This is a genomic window from Ureibacillus sp. MALMAid1270 (assembly GCF_049202975.1).
Taxonomy (GTDB): domain Bacteria; phylum Bacillota; class Bacilli; order Bacillales_A; family Planococcaceae; genus Ureibacillus.
Map to the genome: position 1 here is coordinate 1 of NZ_JBMIRP010000052.1, position 17,871 is coordinate 17,871.

20 protein-coding genes, 1 rRNA gene and 1 pseudogene are annotated in these 17,871 nt (G+C 35.4%); 21 read left to right on the top strand and 1 reads right to left on the bottom strand.

Features of this window, described 5'->3' with window-relative positions:
• Positions 1-22 precede the first annotated feature (22 nt).
• The 13 genes from rrf (at position 23) to rsmI (ending at position 9,699) form a co-directional block, all read left to right on the top strand.
• Positions 23-138, top strand: a 5S ribosomal RNA gene (gene rrf / locus ACOQFO_RS06600).
• 180 nt (positions 139-318) lie between these two features.
• Positions 319-1,284, top strand: coding sequence for a quinone oxidoreductase family protein (locus ACOQFO_RS06605; RefSeq protein ID WP_421688903.1), 966 nt, complete (start codon positions 319-321; stop codon positions 1,282-1,284).
• Between the two features lie 124 nt (positions 1,285-1,408).
• Positions 1,409-1,963, top strand: coding sequence for a GNAT family N-acetyltransferase (locus ACOQFO_RS06610; protein WP_421688904.1), 555 nt, complete (start codon positions 1,409-1,411; stop codon positions 1,961-1,963).
• 180 nt (positions 1,964-2,143) lie between these two features.
• On the top strand, positions 2,144-3,565 hold the full coding sequence (locus ACOQFO_RS06615; protein WP_421688905.1) for an aminotransferase class I/II-fold pyridoxal phosphate-dependent enzyme: 1,422 nt from the start codon (positions 2,144-2,146) through the stop codon (positions 3,563-3,565).
• Positions 3,566-3,584: 19 nt separating this feature from the next.
• Positions 3,585-4,223, top strand: a complete 639-nt coding sequence (gene tmk / locus ACOQFO_RS06620; RefSeq protein ID WP_421688906.1) for a dTMP kinase — start codon at positions 3,585-3,587, stop codon at positions 4,221-4,223.
• Between the two features lie 228 nt (positions 4,224-4,451).
• A complete protein-coding gene (locus tag ACOQFO_RS06625; RefSeq protein WP_421688907.1) occupies positions 4,452-4,781 on the top strand; it encodes a cyclic-di-AMP receptor in 330 nt (109 codons plus the stop codon).
• A 99-nt stretch (positions 4,782-4,880) separates the two neighbouring features.
• The gene (locus ACOQFO_RS06630; protein WP_421688908.1) at positions 4,881-5,321 is read left to right on the top strand and encodes a YaaR family protein; all 441 of its coding nucleotides are present in this window, start codon (positions 4,881-4,883) and stop codon (positions 5,319-5,321) included.
• Positions 5,322-5,447: 126 nt separating this feature from the next.
• Positions 5,448-6,452 carry a DNA polymerase III subunit delta' gene (holB, locus tag ACOQFO_RS06635; RefSeq protein WP_421688909.1) on the top strand — a complete coding sequence of 335 codons (1,005 nt, stop codon included), beginning with the start codon at positions 5,448-5,450 and terminating at the stop codon, positions 6,450-6,452.
• Positions 6,445-7,260, top strand: a complete 816-nt coding sequence (locus ACOQFO_RS06640; RefSeq protein WP_421688910.1) for a PSP1 domain-containing protein — start codon at positions 6,445-6,447, stop codon at positions 7,258-7,260. Before holB ends, ACOQFO_RS06640 begins: the two co-directional genes overlap by 8 nt.
• 53 nt (positions 7,261-7,313) lie before the next feature.
• Positions 7,314-7,679 carry a DNA replication initiation control protein YabA gene (gene yabA, locus ACOQFO_RS06645; RefSeq protein ID WP_421688911.1) on the top strand — a complete coding sequence of 122 codons (366 nt, stop codon included), beginning with the start codon at positions 7,314-7,316 and terminating at the stop codon, positions 7,677-7,679.
• A 157-nt stretch (positions 7,680-7,836) separates the two neighbouring features.
• A complete protein-coding gene (locus ACOQFO_RS06650) occupies positions 7,837-8,586 on the top strand; it encodes a tRNA1(Val) (adenine(37)-N6)-methyltransferase (RefSeq protein WP_421688912.1) in 750 nt (249 codons plus the stop codon).
• Positions 8,570-8,830: a GIY-YIG nuclease family protein gene (locus ACOQFO_RS06655; RefSeq protein WP_421688913.1), complete on the top strand. Its 261-nt coding sequence runs from the start codon at positions 8,570-8,572 to the stop codon at positions 8,828-8,830. The genes ACOQFO_RS06650 and ACOQFO_RS06655 overlap by 17 nt, the downstream gene beginning before the upstream one ends.
• Complete coding sequence (gene rsmI, locus ACOQFO_RS06660) at positions 8,827-9,699, top strand: 16S rRNA (cytidine(1402)-2'-O)-methyltransferase (protein ID WP_421688914.1); 873 nt, start codon at positions 8,827-8,829, stop codon at positions 9,697-9,699. The genes ACOQFO_RS06655 and rsmI overlap by 4 nt, the downstream gene beginning before the upstream one ends.
• 63 nt (positions 9,700-9,762) lie before the next feature.
• On the opposite strand, the gene ACOQFO_RS06665 is transcribed toward rsmI, so the two are convergent.
• Positions 9,763-10,041 carry an AbrB/MazE/SpoVT family DNA-binding domain-containing protein gene (locus tag ACOQFO_RS06665; protein ID WP_421688915.1) on the bottom strand — a complete coding sequence of 93 codons (279 nt, stop codon included), beginning with the start codon at positions 10,039-10,041 and terminating at the stop codon, positions 9,763-9,765.
• Between the two features lie 341 nt (positions 10,042-10,382).
• Between ACOQFO_RS06665 and metG the strand changes: the two genes are divergently transcribed.
• The 8 genes and pseudogenes from metG to ACOQFO_RS06705 all read left to right on the top strand — a co-directional run.
• A complete protein-coding gene (metG, locus tag ACOQFO_RS06670; RefSeq protein WP_421688916.1) occupies positions 10,383-12,347 on the top strand; it encodes a methionine--tRNA ligase in 1,965 nt (654 codons plus the stop codon).
• 302 nt (positions 12,348-12,649) lie between these two features.
• Positions 12,650-13,414 (top strand): TatD family hydrolase, encoded by a 765-nt coding sequence (locus ACOQFO_RS06675; protein ID WP_421688917.1) that lies wholly within the window; start codon positions 12,650-12,652, stop codon positions 13,412-13,414.
• A gap of 138 nt (positions 13,415-13,552) precedes the next feature.
• A complete protein-coding gene (locus ACOQFO_RS06680) occupies positions 13,553-14,755 on the top strand; it encodes a ubiquitin-like domain-containing protein (RefSeq protein ID WP_421688918.1) in 1,203 nt (400 codons plus the stop codon).
• Between the two features lie 192 nt (positions 14,756-14,947).
• Positions 14,948-15,511 carry a ribonuclease M5 gene (gene rnmV, locus ACOQFO_RS06685; protein ID WP_421688919.1) on the top strand — a complete coding sequence of 188 codons (564 nt, stop codon included), beginning with the start codon at positions 14,948-14,950 and terminating at the stop codon, positions 15,509-15,511.
• A complete protein-coding gene (gene rsmA / locus ACOQFO_RS06690; protein WP_421688920.1) occupies positions 15,504-16,388 on the top strand; it encodes a 16S rRNA (adenine(1518)-N(6)/adenine(1519)-N(6))-dimethyltransferase RsmA in 885 nt (294 codons plus the stop codon). The genes rnmV and rsmA overlap by 8 nt, the downstream gene beginning before the upstream one ends.
• A 151-nt stretch (positions 16,389-16,539) precedes the next feature.
• Positions 16,540-16,800 (top strand): biofilm formation stimulator Veg, encoded by a 261-nt coding sequence (gene veg / locus ACOQFO_RS06695; RefSeq protein WP_421688921.1) that lies wholly within the window; start codon positions 16,540-16,542, stop codon positions 16,798-16,800.
• 194 nt (positions 16,801-16,994) lie between these two features.
• Positions 16,995-17,192: a small, acid-soluble spore protein, alpha/beta type gene (locus tag ACOQFO_RS06700; protein ID WP_036179634.1), complete on the top strand. Its 198-nt coding sequence runs from the start codon at positions 16,995-16,997 to the stop codon at positions 17,190-17,192.
• 482 nt (positions 17,193-17,674) lie between these two features.
• A pseudogene (locus ACOQFO_RS06705) lies at positions 17,675-17,871 on the top strand (group II intron reverse transcriptase/maturase); the annotation flags it as partial.

The window sequence follows — 17,871 nt, forward strand, 5'->3', positions numbered from 1 at the left end:
AGCCAGTACATCCATGTACAAGTGAAGTGATAATGGCAAAGAGGTCACACCCGTTCCCATACCGAACACGGAAGTTAAGCTCTTTAGCGCCGATGGTAGTTGGGGGCTTCCCCCTGTGAGAGTAGGACGTCGCTTCGCAAAGATAACACCGCTGATATTCAGTGGTGTTTTTTTATACCCAACTACCATGAAAACTGAAGGTTCGGCGCGATTTAAGAAACAAAGAATAAAATTACAGAGTAACGAATGTCTCACAATAAGTTAATATATGTATAATAACTAGAGATATCTAGAGGGAATTTAAGGGGAGATGGGGAAATGAAAGCTGTAATTCAGAATGAATTTGGGGGAGCAGAAGTACTTACGTATACAGATATTAAAAAACCAAAAATTGGTGAAAATGAAGTATTAATAAAAGTAGCTTATACGAGTGTGAATTATGCAGATATCAAAACACGTAATGGAAATAAAGACAAAGGGAATTTTCCATTAATCTTAGGCTTGGATGCTGCAGGGACGATAGAAGAGGCTCATCCTAATTCATCCTTTTCAAAGGGAGATCGAGTAATCGCGTTTCCTAAAAACGGCTCATATGCTGAATATGTTGTTGCAAATGAAAACTTAGTTTTTAAAATTCCAGAACTTCTTTCATTCGAAATAGCAGCTGCAATACCAACCGTATCAATTTTATCTTATATATTACTTCACGAAATTGGACAAGTACAAGAAATGGATACCATTGTAATTCACAGTGCTGCAGGTGGAGTGGGTTCCATGCTAGTACAATTAGCAAAATTAGCGAATGTTCAAAAGGTGATTGCCACAGTTGGAAATCTGTCTAAAGAAGATTATGTTAAGAAATTAGGTGCTGACGTTGTTTGTACTTATGATACATTTAGAGATGTCGTATTAAGTCAAACAAATAAACAAGGTGCTAATGTGATATTTGACTCGATTGCAGGTGAAGTAACTGGAAGTAGCTTAGAGTGCTTAGCTTTGTATGGTACACTTGTTCAATTTGGTAATAGTAGTGGAAAGACTGCTACTTTTAAAACAAGTGATGTTCATAGTAGTTGCAGAAATGTTAAAGGGTTTAGTTTAGGAACAACTCGAAAACATGATCCGAAGCGATTAGCACCTGTTGCAGAAAAGGTGTTGGATTTATTTGCTTCAAACAAAATTTCAATTCCTGTTTCTCAAGTATTTAATTTAAGTGAGGCAGCAGAAGCTCATAAATTAATGGAAAGCCGTAATTATAAGGGGAAATTATTGTTAAAAATATAAAGGTAGTTAGTTATTCTTATTAGCAAGTGTTCTTTAATGTGAGCTCGGAATCTCTTAAACCGATGGAACTTAAAAAGGTATTTATAAATTAAATGTAGAACCCTTACTTAGGGGGTGCTTGTGAATGAAAATAAGAAGAGCCACAATTAAGGATGCTGAAGGAATTGCAAAAGTACATGTAGATAGTTGGAGAACGACGTATAAAGGAATCATTCCTGATGAGTTTTTGAAAAATCTATCCTATGAGAAAAGAACTGAACTCTGGATCGCTAATATATCAAAATCGGATAATTATTTACTTGTAGCGGAGACTTCAAAAGGTGAAATTATCGGCTTTGCAGACATTTGGAAAAGAGAAACAAATACAATGCCTGATGCAACAGATCTAACATCTATTTACTTACTAGAAGAGTATCAAGGGAAAGGTGTAGGAAAAGCTTTACTTAAGAAACTATTTCTACAAATTAAAGAACAGGGCTATCAAAAGGTATTTGTTGAGGTGTTAGAAGATAATAAGACATGTTCGTTTTATGAATATTATGGAGCAAAGTTATACGATACTGTACAAATAAAAATTGGTGGGAAAATCCTAAATGAACGAATTTATGTATGGGATGACGTAGATGAAGTTCTAACAAAATTAAGTAATGTTAAGTTGATTGAAGAAAAGGTCCAATGAAATATTATTTATTCACTAAAGTGTACTGACCAAAAAGTATGAAAGGATTACTTTTGGTCAGTTTTTTTATTACATAAATCTTTTAAAGTGCGTTTCTAATTAACTATATCTAACAATGAGATATTTTTTCGAGGTTGTATTAAGTATAATAGAAAGGAGAATTTTGAACGGAGTGAGATTATGAAGAAGGAGAAACCGCTAGTTGAGGCACTTCAACAATTTGTCGAGAAAAAAACCGTTTCAATGCACGTTCCTGGCCATAAAAATGGTTTATTGTCTAATTTACCAAAAGAGTTGAAAACAGCTCTTACATACGACGTGACAGAATTAACAGGGTTAGATGACTTCCATCATCCTGAGGAAGCAATATTAGAAGCGGAAGGATTGTTAGCAGAAACCTATCAATCAGATCGAAGTTTCTTCTTAGTAAATGGCTCAACAGTAGGGAATTTAGCAATGATTTATGCAACGTGCAAAAAGGATGAGAACATCATTATCCAAAGAAATGCACATAAATCCATCTTCCATGCCCTTGAGCTTGTTGGAGCGAATGCCATTTACGTAACACCAGAATGGGATGAAAAAACAAAGACATACACATCTGTATCAACCGACACGATAAAGAGTGCCATTGAAATACATAAGAATGTAAAAGCCGTTGTACTGACGTATCCAACCTATTATGGTGTGGCTTCCAAAGAACTTCAAGCTCAAATTGAACTATGCCATTCATATAATGTTCCCGTTTTAGTAGATGAAGCACACGGGGCCCATTTTATAGCAAACAAGGATTTCCCACCTTCAGCCCTACAACTAGGTGCAGATATAGTTGTCCAATCCGCACATAAAACATTACCTGCCATGACTATGGCTTCGTTTTTGCATATTAAATCTAAACTTGTTAATGTTGAAAAAGTAAATCACTATTTACGCATTTTACAGTCAAGTAGCCCATCATACTTACTGCTGGCTTCATTAGACGATGCGAGACACTATATACAAACCTATTTAGAAAGTGATGCGGTTTATTTTTTGGATAGAAGAAAACTTTGGGTTGAAGCATTACAATCAATTCAGTCATTAGAGGTTGTAGAAGTGGATGACCCACTAAAATTACTATTAAGAGTAAAAGGATATACAGGATTCCAATTAAAAACAGCACTAGAAACCCAAAAAATATATGTTGAATTGGCGGATACTAACCAAGTACTTCTTATTTTGCCTTTACTTAAAAATGGACAAACTTATCCATTTGCAGATTTACGAATGCGAATAAAGGATGCCGTTTCTATCCTTAAGAAAGAACCTATTATTCGCAATGTGAGCGATTATACATCATTTGAAATAGCTAAAATTACAATGCCGGAAAATTCATTTGCTCAAGTTGAGCAGAATGAAACGGAATGGATTCCCTATACACGATCTATAGGTAGGATTTCAGCTGGAATGGTTATCCCATATCCTCCAGGAATCCCACTATTTGTTCCAGGAGAAAAAATTACAGTCTCAAGATTAAGTCAACTAGAAGAGTTACTTATGACAGGTGCAACCTTCCAAGGAACACATCAACTAGAGAATAAGCTGATTTTAGTCATAAAGTAACAGTCGGAGGAATATAAAAATGAAAAGTAATTTATTTATTACATTTGAAGGTCCAGAAGGGGCAGGGAAAACTACTGTATTACAAAATATTGTAGAACGACTGCAAACTGAAAATGTAGACTTTTTATCAACAAGAGAGCCAGGTGGCATTGAAATAGCAGAAAAAATACGTGAGGTGATTTTAAACCCAGCACATACTGCGATGAATGAAAGAACAGAAGCTCTTTTATACGCTGCAGCGAGAAGTCAGCATTTCTTTGAAAAGGTACAACCTGCGTTAGAAAAAGGACAACTTGTTTTATGTGATCGTTTTATTGATTCATCATTAGCATATCAAGGACATGCCCGTGGTATTGGGATCGATGAAGTTTTAGCAATAAATGAATTTGCTATTGGAAAGCGAATGCCTGACCTAACGATTTACTTTGATTTAGAGCCTAGTATTGGACTAGCTCGGATTCAAGCCCATAGTTCACGTGAAGTGAATCGGTTAGATATTGAAAGTTTAGTATTCCATGAAAAAGTGAGTGAAGGTTATCGACTTGTAATGGAGCGATATCCAAATAGAATTAAGATGGTAAATGCCAATCAATCAATAGAAAAAGTAACGGAAGATGTTTGGGACATTTTAACAAAAGTTCTAAATGAAAAGAAATGAGTATTCTATCTTAATATGTTATAATGATAGCAATATTTCACTAACTAGAACTTGTTATAACGTGATTCTCACATGATCTATGGTATTAATAATTTATATTGAAATTTTTCAAGTTAATTAAATTTCAGATTAGTTAGAACGTATCAAGGCATGAAATTATATACTATGTATATTAACCTTCAATGGAGTATACACGAAGTTTATTATAATAACGAGGAGTGAAGCGAGATGAAATTAGTTGTTGCAGTAGTTCAAGATCAGGATAGTAATCGCTTGGCCGGTGCATTGACGAAGAATAACTTCCGAGCTACAAAGTTAGCAAGTACAGGTGGATTTCTTCGTTCAGGAAATACAACCTTTATCATAGGGACAGATGATTCTTTAATCCCTTCGTTACTAGATATTATTCGTGATAACTGTCGTTCTAGAGAACAGCTTGTCTCTCCTGTATCACCACTAGGAGGAAATGCAGATTCTTACATTCCATATCCTGTAGAAGTGGAAGTAGGGGGAGCTACAGTATTTGTTTTACCAATTGAACAGTTCCATCATTTCTAATACTTACAAATTCACTAAGGAACTTTAAGTAATTGAAGTAAATCATTCCCCGGAATTGTCCTAAAAGTGATTGTGCTTTCAGTGTAGAGGGTGAAATAGTTGAAGATAAACCAAGATTTACGTGTAGATTTAAAAGCAAATCATCATGAAGTCAAGCAGGGAAACCAATTAGGTAATCGTTTTGGTGAGATGGTTGTGAAACAAGGATCCAAAATGCAACAAGAGCAGCTTACAAGGCTGTTAGGAGATATTTCATCTGCTGGAGAACGTGTGGCAAGATCTCGAAATCTAAGAGAGCTAGCACGCTTTAAAATGCTTGTAAAACGTTTCTTACAAGAAGCAGTGAATTATGGGCTTGAAATGAAGCAATCACATACTTGGAACCGTTACGGTGAAGGACGTCGATTAAAAGTAGTTGAAACGATTGATCAGAAGTTGGTTGAGCTTGCTGAGGATTTGTTAAATGAAGAAAAAGAAACAATCAATTTACTTGATAAAATCGGCGAAATAAAAGGTTTGTTAATTAATCTATATATGTAAGCCCGTGTCTCTCTAGGACGACACGGGATTTTTTCTAAAATAATTTTCCCGGTGCATTTGCCCGTTTAGCTCCAACCCATTACTTAGGGATTTAATAATTTTCTTTATAGAGACAGGTGAAAGATTTTGATAGAGAGTGTCAAAAAGCTTACAAAAGTACAACCAGTTGTTATGAAGCAACTTCAAACAATCTATGAAAAGAATCGAACTGGACATGCATATATTTTTGACGGTGCGAAAGGGACAGGAAAAAGAGATGTAGCAATGTTTTTTGTGAAATTATTATCCTGTCTTAACGTGTCGAAAAATGTTCCATGTGAAACATGTAGAAATTGTAAACGTATTGATTCTGGCAACTATCCTAATCTATTTCAAATAGAGCCTGATGGACAGTCTATTAAAATCGATCAAATACGTGATCTTATTTCTGAGATGACAAGAACAGGATTTGAGGAAGGTCGCAAATTTTATATTATTCATCATGCAGACCGTTTAAATAATTCTTCAGCGAATACATTACTTAAGTTCCTTGAAGAACCAGACGGCGAAGTTACTGCAATACTGCTAACTGAAGCCTATCATTCGATTCTTCCTACGATCCAATCGAGATGTCAGCATATTAAATTCTCTGATGTTCCAAGAGAAATAATTATGAGTAGAATGAAAGAACAAGGAATATCTCTATCGATGTCTGCAACTGTTAGTCTAGTTACAAATGATCTTGAAACTGCAATTTCTTTAGCAAAAGACGAGCAGTTTGCACATGCAAGAAAAACAGTGTTAAAATTAGTTGAAGCGGTTAAAAGAAATATACATGAAGCTTTGTTTATTGTATATGATGAATGGCTTCCTTCATTTAAAGAGAGGAGCGAAATTGAGCTAGCGCTTGATTTATTGCTCTTTGCCTATAGAGATATTGTAGCTGTTAAAGCAGATTCGAAAAGTGTGCTTGTTTATCCAGAAATGGTATCAAGTTTTAGAGAGATAGCTTTACATAGTACATATGAACAGTTATCAAATCAAATGCAATCAATTTTGCAAGCAAGACAAAATTTACAGCGCAATATGAATCGTACGCTTATGATGGAGCAGCTTATGCTGAATCTGCAGGAGGGATATACATTTGTATAATGTAGTGGGTGTCCGCTTTAAAAAAGCGGGTAAAATATATTACTTTGATCCTGCGATGTATCTACTGGAAAAGGGACAACATGTCATAGTAGAAACAGCCCGCGGGGTTGAATTTGGAAAAGTTGTTGTTCCTATGAAGCAAGTTGGTGAGAAAGATGTCGTTTTACCTTTAAAACAGGTGCTACGCCCAGCTGACGAACGCGACAAAATCCAAGTCGAAGAAAATCAGGTTGAGTCAAAACGCGCTTTTGAATTAGCCAATCAAAAAATAATCGAACATCAATTAGATATGAAGCTAGTTGATGTAGAATATACATTTGATCGTAATAAAATTATTTTCTATTTTACAGCAGAAGGTCGTGTAGACTTCCGAGAGTTAGTAAAAGATTTAGCAGCAATCTTTAGAACACGAATCGAACTTCGTCAAATTGGGGTGCGAGATGAAGCTAAACTTCTAGGCGGTATCGGACCTTGTGGACGTATGCTTTGCTGTTCAACATTTTTAGGTGACTTTGACCCTGTTTCTATTAAAATGGCAAAGGATCAAAACCTATCTTTGAATCCTACAAAAATTTCAGGAATCTGTGGTCGCTTAATGTGTTGTTTAAAATATGAAAATGATGATTATGAATCTGCAAAAGAAGGAATGCCGGACATTGGTGAAATGACAATGACACCAGATGGCTTCGGAAAAGTTATGGGGATCAATGTCCTTGAACGAATCCTTCAAGTTTACTTAGAAGAACAAGAAAGAACAGCAGAATATTCTCTAGATGAAATTCTTGAATGTGAGAAAAACTTTATATAAATAGTAACTTCATTTAGTAAAAGTTTGATAAAAGATAATGGGGTGGGCTTTTCGTGAAGGACCGTAATTTCTTAGATACTGTTATGGAGTTCGAACAACAGCTCGAATTGTTACAGCAACAATACAATGAACTTAAACAATTTGTTGCACATATGGTGGAAGATCATCAAACACTTCAAACGGAAAACCTTCACTTACGTCGGCGTTTAGAAGAACTATTATCTCAGAACGAAGATGATGATATAGAGAAGGATAGTCATGATAAACAAGCTAGAACCTTAAATATTGGGGAAGGGTACGATAATTTAGCACGACTTTATCATGAAGGTTTCCATGTTTGTCACGTCCATTTTGGAAGTATGAGAAAAGGCGAAGATTGCTTGTTTTGTCTTTCATTTTTAAATAAGCAAAACAGCTAAAGTAAGTAGTAGATAAAAAATGTGAAGGCTGAACCCATTAACTTGTGGTGTTCAGTCTTTTCTAGTAGAAAAAAGAAATTGTTGAAAGTTAGAATAATACCTAGCTTGGAACGCCTGTGAGTTCTTCTTTTTTCTTTCGATAATTGGAGGTTATGCTATGGATGAGTGGTTAAAAGAAGATGAACGACTGGATTACTTATTGGCTGAAGATTTAAGAATTATTCAAAGTCCATCTGTCTTTTCATTTTCTTTAGATGCAGTTCTATTATCAAGATTTGTTGGGGTCCCATATCAAAAAGGTCAAATCGTGGATCTATGCTCAGGGAACGGTGTCATTCCACTATTTTTAAGTGCTAGAACGAAGGCAAAGATTATTGGTGTAGAACTACAGGAACGTTTATATGATATGGCTGTTCGAAGTATAAAGTATAATAAGTTAGAAGAACAAATTTCAATGGTCCGTGGAAATGTAAAAGAAATTCCTCCTATATTAGGTATTGAAAAGTATGATGCTGTCACATGTAACCCACCTTATTTTACTGCCAATGAACTTAGCGATAAAAATGCTAGTGAGCACTATGCGATAGCACGTCATGAAATTTATTTAACTTTAGATGAGGCAGTAGAAGCTAGCAGCCGACTCTTAAAACAAGGTGGAAAAGCAGCTTTTGTTCATCGACCTGGCCGCTTACTTGATATCGTAACGGCAATGAGGAAGAATCGCCTTGAACCGAAGCGAATTCGGTTTGTTTACCCTAAGATGGGGAAGGAAGCGAACACGCTATTAATAGAGGGTATTAAAGACGGTAAACCAGATTTAAAAATATTACCGCCATTATATGTTTATGATGAACAAAATCAGTATACACAAGAAGTGAGTGAGATATTATATGGAGACAAAGGCTAATCATTTCTTTTATGTACTGGAATGCGCGGATCATACTTTTTATGCAGGTTATACGAATAATTTAGAAAAAAGAATAGCTACCCATAATGCTGGAAAAGGTGCAAAATACACAAAACCACGCACGCCAGTAAAGTGTGTATATTATGAAACATTTGAAACGAAGCAAGAGGCGATGCGAGCTGAGTATGCATTTAAACAGCTAGATCGACAAGCGAAAATAAACTATATTGGAGGGCGAATATGAAATCACAAAAAAGCAGCCTACATGAACTAGGAGCTTGCTTATACCTAGTCGCGACACCTATCGGAAATTTAGAAGATATGACAGTTCGTGCCCTTCGAATATTAAAAGAAGTGGATGTCATTGCCGCAGAAGATACACGTAATACAAAAAAGCTTTGCAATTATTTTGAAATTTCAACTCCTCTCGTTAGCTATCATGAACATAACCAAGAACAAGGTGGAGAAAAGATACTTAGTTACTTACGTGATGGAAAATCGGTAGCACTTGTTAGTGATGCGGGTCTTCCATGTATATCTGATCCTGGCGCTGACATTGTTGTAAAAGCCATTGAGGAGGATTTTGCTGTAGTACCCATTCCAGGTGCAAATGCAGCGCTAACGGCTTTAATAGCTTCAGGTATTTCCCCTCAACCTTTTTATTTTTTCGGCTTTTTACATCGACAAAAGAAAGATCGTCGCAAGCAATTGGAAATAATTGCAAATAAACAAGAAACTATTATTTTTTATGAAGCACCACACCGATTAAAAGATACGTTAAAAGATTTGGATACTGTATTAGGTGGCGAGCGTAAAATTGTACTAGCCCGGGAATTAACAAAGAAATTTGAAGAGTTTTTACGAGGTACGATTGCGGAAGCTATTGCTTGGGCAAATGAAAATGAAATTCGTGGAGAGTTTTGTTTAGTTATTGAAGGGAATCCTCTTGAAAATGAAGAAAGTGAGCAATCATATTGGGACGATATGAGTATTGTCGAACATGTTGATTACTTGATTGAAAAAGAAAATATTCTTCCAAAAGAAGCAATTAAAGAAGTAGCAAAGCTACGTGGATTGCTAAAAAGAGATGTCTACCAACAATATCATCAATAAAAATAAAAACAAAAAGCGCTGCCTACAAACTCTTCTTGTAGTAGCGCTGTTATTTATGTGAAATTATTTTTTTAATTGAGCTTGGATCTCTCTCATTAAAATTTCTGCACCCTCAGGACTTAAAATTAGTTTTCCATCTGCTAGACGGAAATTCTGATCTGATACTTCTCCAGTAACAGCACAAGTCATATTAGGCATATATTTTTTAAGGATGATTCTGTCATCATCTACATAGATTTCTAAAGCGTCTTTTTCAGCGATTCCTAATGTACGTCGAAGCTCTATAGGTATTACTACACGTCCTAATTCATCGACTTTACGAACGATACCTGTTGATTTCATAAATATTTTATCCTCCTAATTATTTTTTATCTGTCTATTTCGCCACATTTCGACATAACTTCCTTGTCTGAATAGTATAATACCAAGTTATACCATAAACGTCAATTATTTAATATCAATGAATAACTTATTAACTAATTTTTTGTGTCAAATTGTTTAAATAACATAAAAAAGTAAGATTATTAATATAAAACGACATTTAATATTGTATAGTTCCCAATAAATTATTAAATTAATACTATTATTTGTCAATAATTTATCGTAATATTCTTTCATTGAAACCATTTTCTTACTTAGTTAGAATAAATAATATATGAATATACATTGGAGGCATTTTTCTAGTGAACGAAAAAAAGACTTTTTATATAACGACACCTATTTATTATCCAAGCGGCAAATTCCATATTGGTACGGCATACACAACAGTTGCCTCTGACACAATGGCAAGATACAAACGTTTACGTGGATTTGATGTTCGATTTTTAACAGGAATGGACGAGCATGGTCAAAAAATTCAAGAAAAAGCAAATGAAGCTGGAAAACATCCACAAGTCTATGTAAATGAAATTGCAGATGCCGCTAAAAAACTATGGGCGCAAATGAATATTTCTTATGATGATTTCATCCAAACTACACAAGAGCGACATGTGAAAAGTGTAGAAGTCATTTTCCAGAAGTTTTTAGATAATGGGGATATTTATAAAGGTGAGTATGAAGGATGGTATTGTACACCTTGTGAATCCTTCTATACAGAAACACAATTAGACAATGGAAACTGCCCTGATTGTGGAAGACCGGTTCATAAAGTTAAAGAAGAATCTTATTTTTTCAATATGAAGAAATATGCGGACAGATTGTTACAATATTATGAAGATAATGTTGAGTTTATTGAACCAGAATCTCGTAAAAATGAAATGATTAACAACTTCATCAAACCGGGATTAGAAGATCTATCTGTTTCTCGTACTTCATTTGACTGGGGTATTAAAGTACCTGGAGATCCAAGACATGTCATTTATGTTTGGGTAGATGCATTATCAAACTATATTACAGCTTTAGGATATGGCTCAGATAACGAAGAATTATTCAATAAATACTGGCCTGCAGATGTACACGTAGTAGGAAAAGATATTGTACGTTTCCATACAATTTATTGGCCAATTTTCTTAATGGCGTTAGATTTACCGCTTCCTAAAAAGGTCTTTGCTCACGGATTTATTATGATGAAAGACGGTAAAATGTCTAAATCTAAAGGTAATGTTGTTTATCCAGAAATGTTAATTGAACGTTATGGATTAGATGCAACACGTTATTTCTTACTTCGTGAATTACCATTTGGTTCTGACGGAGTATTTTCACCAGAATCATTCGTTGAACGTACAAACTTTGACTTAGCGAACGATTTAGGGAATTTATTAAACCGAACAGTTTCTATGATGAACAAATATTTCGATGGGGTAATACCTACTGAAAACCTAGAAGCTACAGAATTTGATGCAAAGTTAAAAGAACATGCGATTGAAACGAAAAAGAAATATGAAGAAAATATGGAGAAAATGCAATTTAGTGTCGTGCTAGCAGATGTCTGGTCTCTTGTTTCAAGAACGAACAAATATATCGATGAAACTGCGCCGTGGGTACTAGCGAAGGATGAGGAAAATAAATCCAAACTAGCCTCAGTAATGGCGAATTTGGCAGAAAGTTTGCGTTATATTGCAGTTATGTTACAACCGTTTATGACGAGTGCACCTAAGAAAATTGCGGAACAGCTTGGATTATCGGACAACTATTTAACATGGGATACAATTAAGGAGTTCGGAAATGTTATCCCAGAAAAAACAAAAGTGGTTGAAAAAGGAATTCCAATTTTCCCACGATTAGATGCTGAGGAAGAAATCTCATATATCCGTGAACAAATGCGTTCTTCTGTTAAAACAACTCAAACAGAGGAAGAAAAGGCAACACCTGAAGTTCCTGAAGTTGAAGAAATTACAATCGATGATTTCCAAAAGGTAGACTTACGCGTAGCAACTGTTATTGCATGTGAGACAGTACCAAAAGCAGATAAATTGCTAAAATTGCAAGTTGATCTAGGCTATGAAAAGCGCCAAGTTGTATCTGGAATTGCACAGCATTATAAACCAGAAGAGCTAATTGGCCAAAAAGTAATTGTAGTTACAAATTTAAAACCAGTTAAACTTCGTGGCGAGCTTTCACAAGGTATGATTTTAGCAGGTTCTAACGATGGATTCCTATCTGTAGCTACAGTAGATCCGAAATTAGAAAACGGTGCGAAAGTAAAATAAAGAATTAATAAACAGGATAGTTTGAGGTGACATATTAAGTCTTTGCTACTATCTTCTCAAAGTTATTTGCACGATTACCTGTTGAACAAAATATGTTCAACAGGTTTTTCATTCTAGTTGATTAAACTAAAAAAATTTATAAAAATAGCAATTAAGCTACATGTTTTAGAAATTGTTGATAATTCGACATTATTACATTTTGATTACAAAGTTCAGATGGTGGTTTTTTTGTAATCAAAATGTAATTTTATTGTGAAAAAAGTAATGAGTTAAATCAATACAATTGAAAGAGGAGAATGAAAATGTTTATAGATACACATGTTCATTTGAATGCGGATCAATACGATGAAGATTTGCATGAAGTTATTGATCGAGCATTAGAAGCAAAAGTTGAAAAAATGGTTGTTGTAGGATTTGATCGTAAAACAATTGAAAGAGCCATGAAATTAGTAGATGATTATGATTTTATCTACGCTGTAATTGGATGGCATCCTGTTGATGCAATTGATTGTACTGATGAAGATCTTAAGTGGATTGAGGAACTTTCAAGACACCCAAAAGTGGTGGGCATTGGAGAAACAGGATTGGATTATTACTGGGATAAATCCCCTAAAGATGTCCAACAACAATTGTTTAGAAAACAAATTCATTTAGCACAAAAGTTAAATCTGCCAATTATTATTCATAATAGAGAAGCAACAAGAGATATCGTTAAAATATTACGTGAAGAAAATGCAGCTTCTGTGGGTGGTATTATGCACTGCTTCAGTGGTAGTGTAGAAACCGCAAAAGAATGTATAGCAATGAATTTCCTTATTAGTTTAGGTGGACCTGTAACATTTAAAAATGCTAAAACACCTAAAGAAGTAGCAAAAGAAATTCCATTAGAGCATTTATTAATCGAAACAGACGCGCCATACTTAGCACCACATCCATATAGAGGAAAGCGCAATGAACCATCTCTAGTACCGCTAGTAGCAGAAGAAATTGCCCGCTTAAAAGGGATTTCTGTAGAAGAGGTCGGAATGGTAACTTCCTCCAATGCAACCAGTTTATTTGGAATTTAAGTATAATTTTCCAAAATGTCTCCAATACTGCGTTTTAGATGGATTTTCTACTAGGTGCTTTTCATGAAGTTTCTTAAAAGGTTGACTTTAAAAAAAAAGGCACGTATAATGCAACGAGTATCGAGGAGGCGTTTTTTCATGACAAAATTCTCCATGAAAAACTTGTTCTCTGGATCATTGAGGTTTAAGCAAACGACAGTAAGAATTTACTCACTTGTGTTGTTTGCTTTAGTTATTTCGTTCGTTTTATTCGAAGGGACGAAATCTCCGGTTGTACTTACTTCAAACGGAGAAGAACAACATCTATTCACACACGCAAATACAGTCGCAGAATTACTTGAAGAAAAAGATATAGATATTACAGAATTTGATAAAGTTTCACCCTCATTGAATACAGAAATCACCAGAGGTATGGTGGTTAACTGGGAACAAGCAAGAGTAGTTAATATTTCAGTTGACGGAGAACAAACTAGCGTTTGGACAACTGAAACTAAAGTTAAGGACATCTTGGAAGAGGCTAATATTACAGTCACAGAGCACGATAATATATCTGTCGCTTTAGACGAAAACTTAGTAGATAACAACAATATCGATATTCAAAAAGCGTTTGAAGTAACGCTTGTCGATGGACTAGAAGAAAGAAAAGTATGGTCCACTTCGACTACGGTCGCTAACTTTTTAAAGCAACAAGACATCAAACTCAATGAACTTGATCGTGTCGAAAATGATTTGGAGTCAGTTATCTCTCCTGAAGAAAAAATCACAATTGTTCGAGTAGAAAAAGTTACCGATGTAGTGGAAGAAACAGTAGCATTTGCAGTTGAAACAAAATCCGATTCTTCATTACTAAAAGGTCAAGAAAAAGTCGTGACTCAGGGCGAGGAAGGAATTGTTTCTCGTACGTATGAAGTAACAAAAGAAAACGGAAAAGAAGTAGCTAAAGTATTAAAGACTGAAGAGGTTGTAAAAAAACCTACCACTAAAGTTGTATCAGTAGGAACAAAGGTTGTTACTGCAAATGTATCCCGTAACGATGCACCTGAGACAAGCAGTAAAGAGTTTTATGTAACAGCGACTGCTTACACTCCCTACTGTAATGGATGTTCAGGAACTTCCGCATCAGGAATTAATTTGCGAGCTAACTCTGATTTGAAACTAATTGCAGTCGATCCAAATGTCATCCCATTAGGAACGAAAGTTTGGGTTGAAGGATACGGTTATGCAATTGCTGGTGACACAGGTGGTTCAATTAAAGGCAACAAAATTGACGTCCTTTTCCAAACAAAAGGTGAAGCCTATAAGTGGGGACGTAAAAAAGTTTTAATTAAAATTTTAGATTAATAAACACTTCTTCCAAGAGTGTCAAAAGGGTTGATTAGAAAGTTAAAACTTTCAAATCAACCCTTTTTCGTTTTACAGAGCAATGTTTGGGAATAATGAAATTATATTCAGAATTATAATGTTGATTAGTAATTTTTTGGACATTTATTATGCTAAAATGGTCAATAGTGCATTGTGAAAAGAGGAAAGGCTTTGAATATAAAAGAAATCATCGTTGTAGAAGGTAAAGATGATACAACTGCTATTAAGCGAGCTGTTTCTGCGGATACTATAGAAACAAATGGCTCAGCTATATCAAAAGAGACATTAAAAAGAATACAACATGCCAATGATAAACGAGGGGTCATTGTGTTTACCGATCCTGATTATCCTGGTCGTCGTATACGAGCTATCATTGAAGAACATGTACCAGGAGTAAAGCATGCATTTTTAGCAAAAGAAAAAACAATCGCTAAAAATGGTAAAGGCTTAGGGATTGAACATGCAAGTAATGAAGATATTCGAGAAGCTTTAAAGAGTGTCTATACTCCAAGTGAAGGGAGTCCAACTGAAGTTATTACGATGGAAGATTTAATAACTGCAAAATTAATTGGCCATCCCCAATCTAAAAAGCGTAGATACCGTTTAGGTGAGATTTTAAATATAGGCATAACAAATGGAAAACAGTTACATAAAAGATTATTAATTTTTCAAATTAGTGCAGAACAATTTGCCGATGCAATTAAGCAGTTGGATCAGGAGGAAGTAGATGAATAAGGATATTGCAACACCCATTCGAACAAAAGAAATACTTACGAAATATGGATTTTCATTTAAGAAAAGTTTAGGTCAAAACTTTATCATCGATCCGAATATATTACGAAATATTGTTCATCACGCAGGTTTAACAGAAGAAAGTGGTGCCATCGAAGTAGGGCCAGGAATTGGAGCATTAACGGAACATTTAGCACGTGCTGCGAAAAAGGTAGTGGCTTTTGAAATCGATCAACGTCTATTACCAGTGCTTGAGGATACACTAAGTCCATACGACAATGTAAAAATCATTCACTCAGATATATTAAAAGCGGATGTTAAAACCGTTTTACAAGAAGAAATGTCTCATTTGAAAGACATTATGGTTGTTGCTAACCTACCATACTATGTGACAACTCCAATCCTTCTTAAATTACTCACTGAAAATCTTCCAATACGTGGTCTTGTTGTAATGATGCAAAAAGAGGTTGCGGATCGAATTTCAGCAAAACCAAGTACAAAGGAGTATGGATCATTATCGATCGCCATTCAATACTATGGAACTGCAGAAATTGCTATGATCGTACCTAAAACGGTATTTATGCCACAACCTAATGTTGATTCGGCAGTAATTCGAATCATAAAGCACGATCAACCCCCTGTTCAGGTTATTGATGAAGACTTTTTCTTTGAAGTAACGAGAATCTCTTTTGCGCAAAGAAGAAAAACGTTATTAAATAACTTGCAATCTGGGCTAAAGTCAGGCAAGGAAAAGAAGCAACAGATACTGACAGCTCTAGAGTCATGTGGGATTGAACCTTCACGTAGAGGAGAAACATTATCGATTGAAGAATTTGGGAAACTAGCAGATTCTCTATATCCCTACTTTTGCAATCAATAATTTTATGAACAAGCCTTAAAAAATAGTAAAAAATCAATATTTTTATGGAAAATCTGTTGACAGGATTTATTGTCTGCTGTTAAAATATTATATTTTGTTGACATTTAATAAAACTTGGGCTATACTGTTATATAGTGAGGTGTATGCAGAAATGCCAAAAACGTTAGCAGACATTAAAAAATCTTTAGATTGTAATTTAGGGAAACGCCTGTTATTGAAGGCAAACGGTGGTCGCAAGAAAACTGTTGAGTGCGCTGGAGTATTAAGTGAAACTTATCATGCAGTTTTTGTCGTTGAGCTTGACCAAGAAGATAACGCGTGCAAACGTGTATCTTACAGCTACACAGATATTTTAACGGAAGCAGTAGAGATTACTTTTTTAGATGATACGCAAATTGCTATAGCTAAATAATCTCTAGTACTTATTTTTATATTTTTAGGGGCTGTCTTGAAAGTTAAACTTTCAAGGTAGCCCTCTATTTTTAGTTTATAATCATGTTGTATTTTAAATCTGACTAGATTTTATTGATAAGCAAATAAGAGTGAAGTTGTATTGGATTGTACATACTACATTTGTCAACCTACTTATTATGAGGAGGTAACTGCATGTCAAGAAGAAGAGGTATCATGTCGAGTCGTCTAAAAGAAGAGATTGCCAAGGAACTCGGATTTTATGATGTAGTCGAGCGTGAAGGATGGGGCGGAATAAGAGCACGAGATGCAGGGAATATGGTAAAGCGAGCAATTGAAATGGCCGAGCAAGGTCTAGCACAGCAAGCGAACCAAAACAATACAAATAAGTAGTCGTTGACAACAAGGCCAACAATAATCGATCATCGGTTATTGTTGGCTTATTGTGCGCCCGGCATGGGCTATAACTTGGTGGTGAAAGTCCACTACAGGCTTGGCAGTAGGAACTGTTAGCTAATGGCAAGGGTGTCCACCGTGAGGTGGAATCTGAAGGAAGCCGGAGGCAAATTCCCGAACTGACGGACAGAAACTATATATAAGGCTGAATTGGAATGGACGAGTTTGCAATACAAAACGAAGTCCTATACTGCCCGAGTTCCATACAGTAAATATAGCAGTTACATGGGAGGAAGGTTATAGCTCTTACCCGGGGAGGTCTTACAAGGGTTCCCGACAAGAGAGATGGAATATCTCACAGGAACAAGTCTGCCAGTGATGATAGGCTGAATTGTAAGAAGTCAGCAGAGGTCATAGTAGTTTCTAAGAAGCGAAGGACCGAACAATAACAATCTTGAAGAATTACGGAGGTGATAGCAGTGCAAAGACCACAGAAAACATTGCAAGATGGCTGTTTGCAAAGGGATAGGTTGGAAACTGAAGAGTATGCAAGAGCGTGTAGCACTGTTGTTAAAGAAGTAGGGAGACAAGATGGTATCGATTTAATTGATAGGGTAATTGATAGTAACAATCTTTACAGAGCATGTAAAAAGGTTAAAGCCAACAAAGGTGCACC

Bases quoted from the DNA above. Each gene is read 5' to 3' on its own strand.
- ACOQFO_RS06605 (WP_421688903.1), top strand. From the start codon at position 319: ATGAAAGCTGTAATTCAGAATGAATTTGGGGGAGCAGAAGTACTTACG.
- ACOQFO_RS06610 (WP_421688904.1), top strand. From the start codon at position 1,409: ATGAAAATAAGAAGAGCCACAATTAAGGATGCTGAAGGAATTGCAAAA.
- ACOQFO_RS06615 (WP_421688905.1), top strand. From the start codon at position 2,144: ATGAAGAAGGAGAAACCGCTAGTTGAGGCACTTCAACAATTTGTCGAG.
- tmk (WP_421688906.1), top strand. From the start codon at position 3,585: ATGAAAAGTAATTTATTTATTACATTTGAAGGTCCAGAAGGGGCAGGG.
- ACOQFO_RS06625 (WP_421688907.1), top strand. From the start codon at position 4,452: ATGAAATTAGTTGTTGCAGTAGTTCAAGATCAGGATAGTAATCGCTTG.
- ACOQFO_RS06650 (WP_421688912.1), top strand. From the start codon at position 7,837: ATGGATGAGTGGTTAAAAGAAGATGAACGACTGGATTACTTATTGGCT.
- ACOQFO_RS06655 (WP_421688913.1), top strand. From the start codon at position 8,570: ATGGAGACAAAGGCTAATCATTTCTTTTATGTACTGGAATGCGCGGAT.
- rsmI (WP_421688914.1), top strand. From the start codon at position 8,827: ATGAAATCACAAAAAAGCAGCCTACATGAACTAGGAGCTTGCTTATAC.
- ACOQFO_RS06665 (WP_421688915.1), bottom strand. From the start codon at position 10,041: ATGAAATCAACAGGTATCGTTCGTAAAGTCGATGAATTAGGACGTGTA.
- ACOQFO_RS06675 (WP_421688917.1), top strand. From the start codon at position 12,650: ATGTTTATAGATACACATGTTCATTTGAATGCGGATCAATACGATGAA.
- ACOQFO_RS06680 (WP_421688918.1), top strand. From the start codon at position 13,553: ATGACAAAATTCTCCATGAAAAACTTGTTCTCTGGATCATTGAGGTTT.
- rsmA (WP_421688920.1), top strand. From the start codon at position 15,504: ATGAATAAGGATATTGCAACACCCATTCGAACAAAAGAAATACTTACG.
- veg (WP_421688921.1), top strand. From the start codon at position 16,540: ATGCCAAAAACGTTAGCAGACATTAAAAAATCTTTAGATTGTAATTTA.
- ACOQFO_RS06700 (WP_036179634.1), top strand. From the start codon at position 16,995: ATGTCAAGAAGAAGAGGTATCATGTCGAGTCGTCTAAAAGAAGAGATT.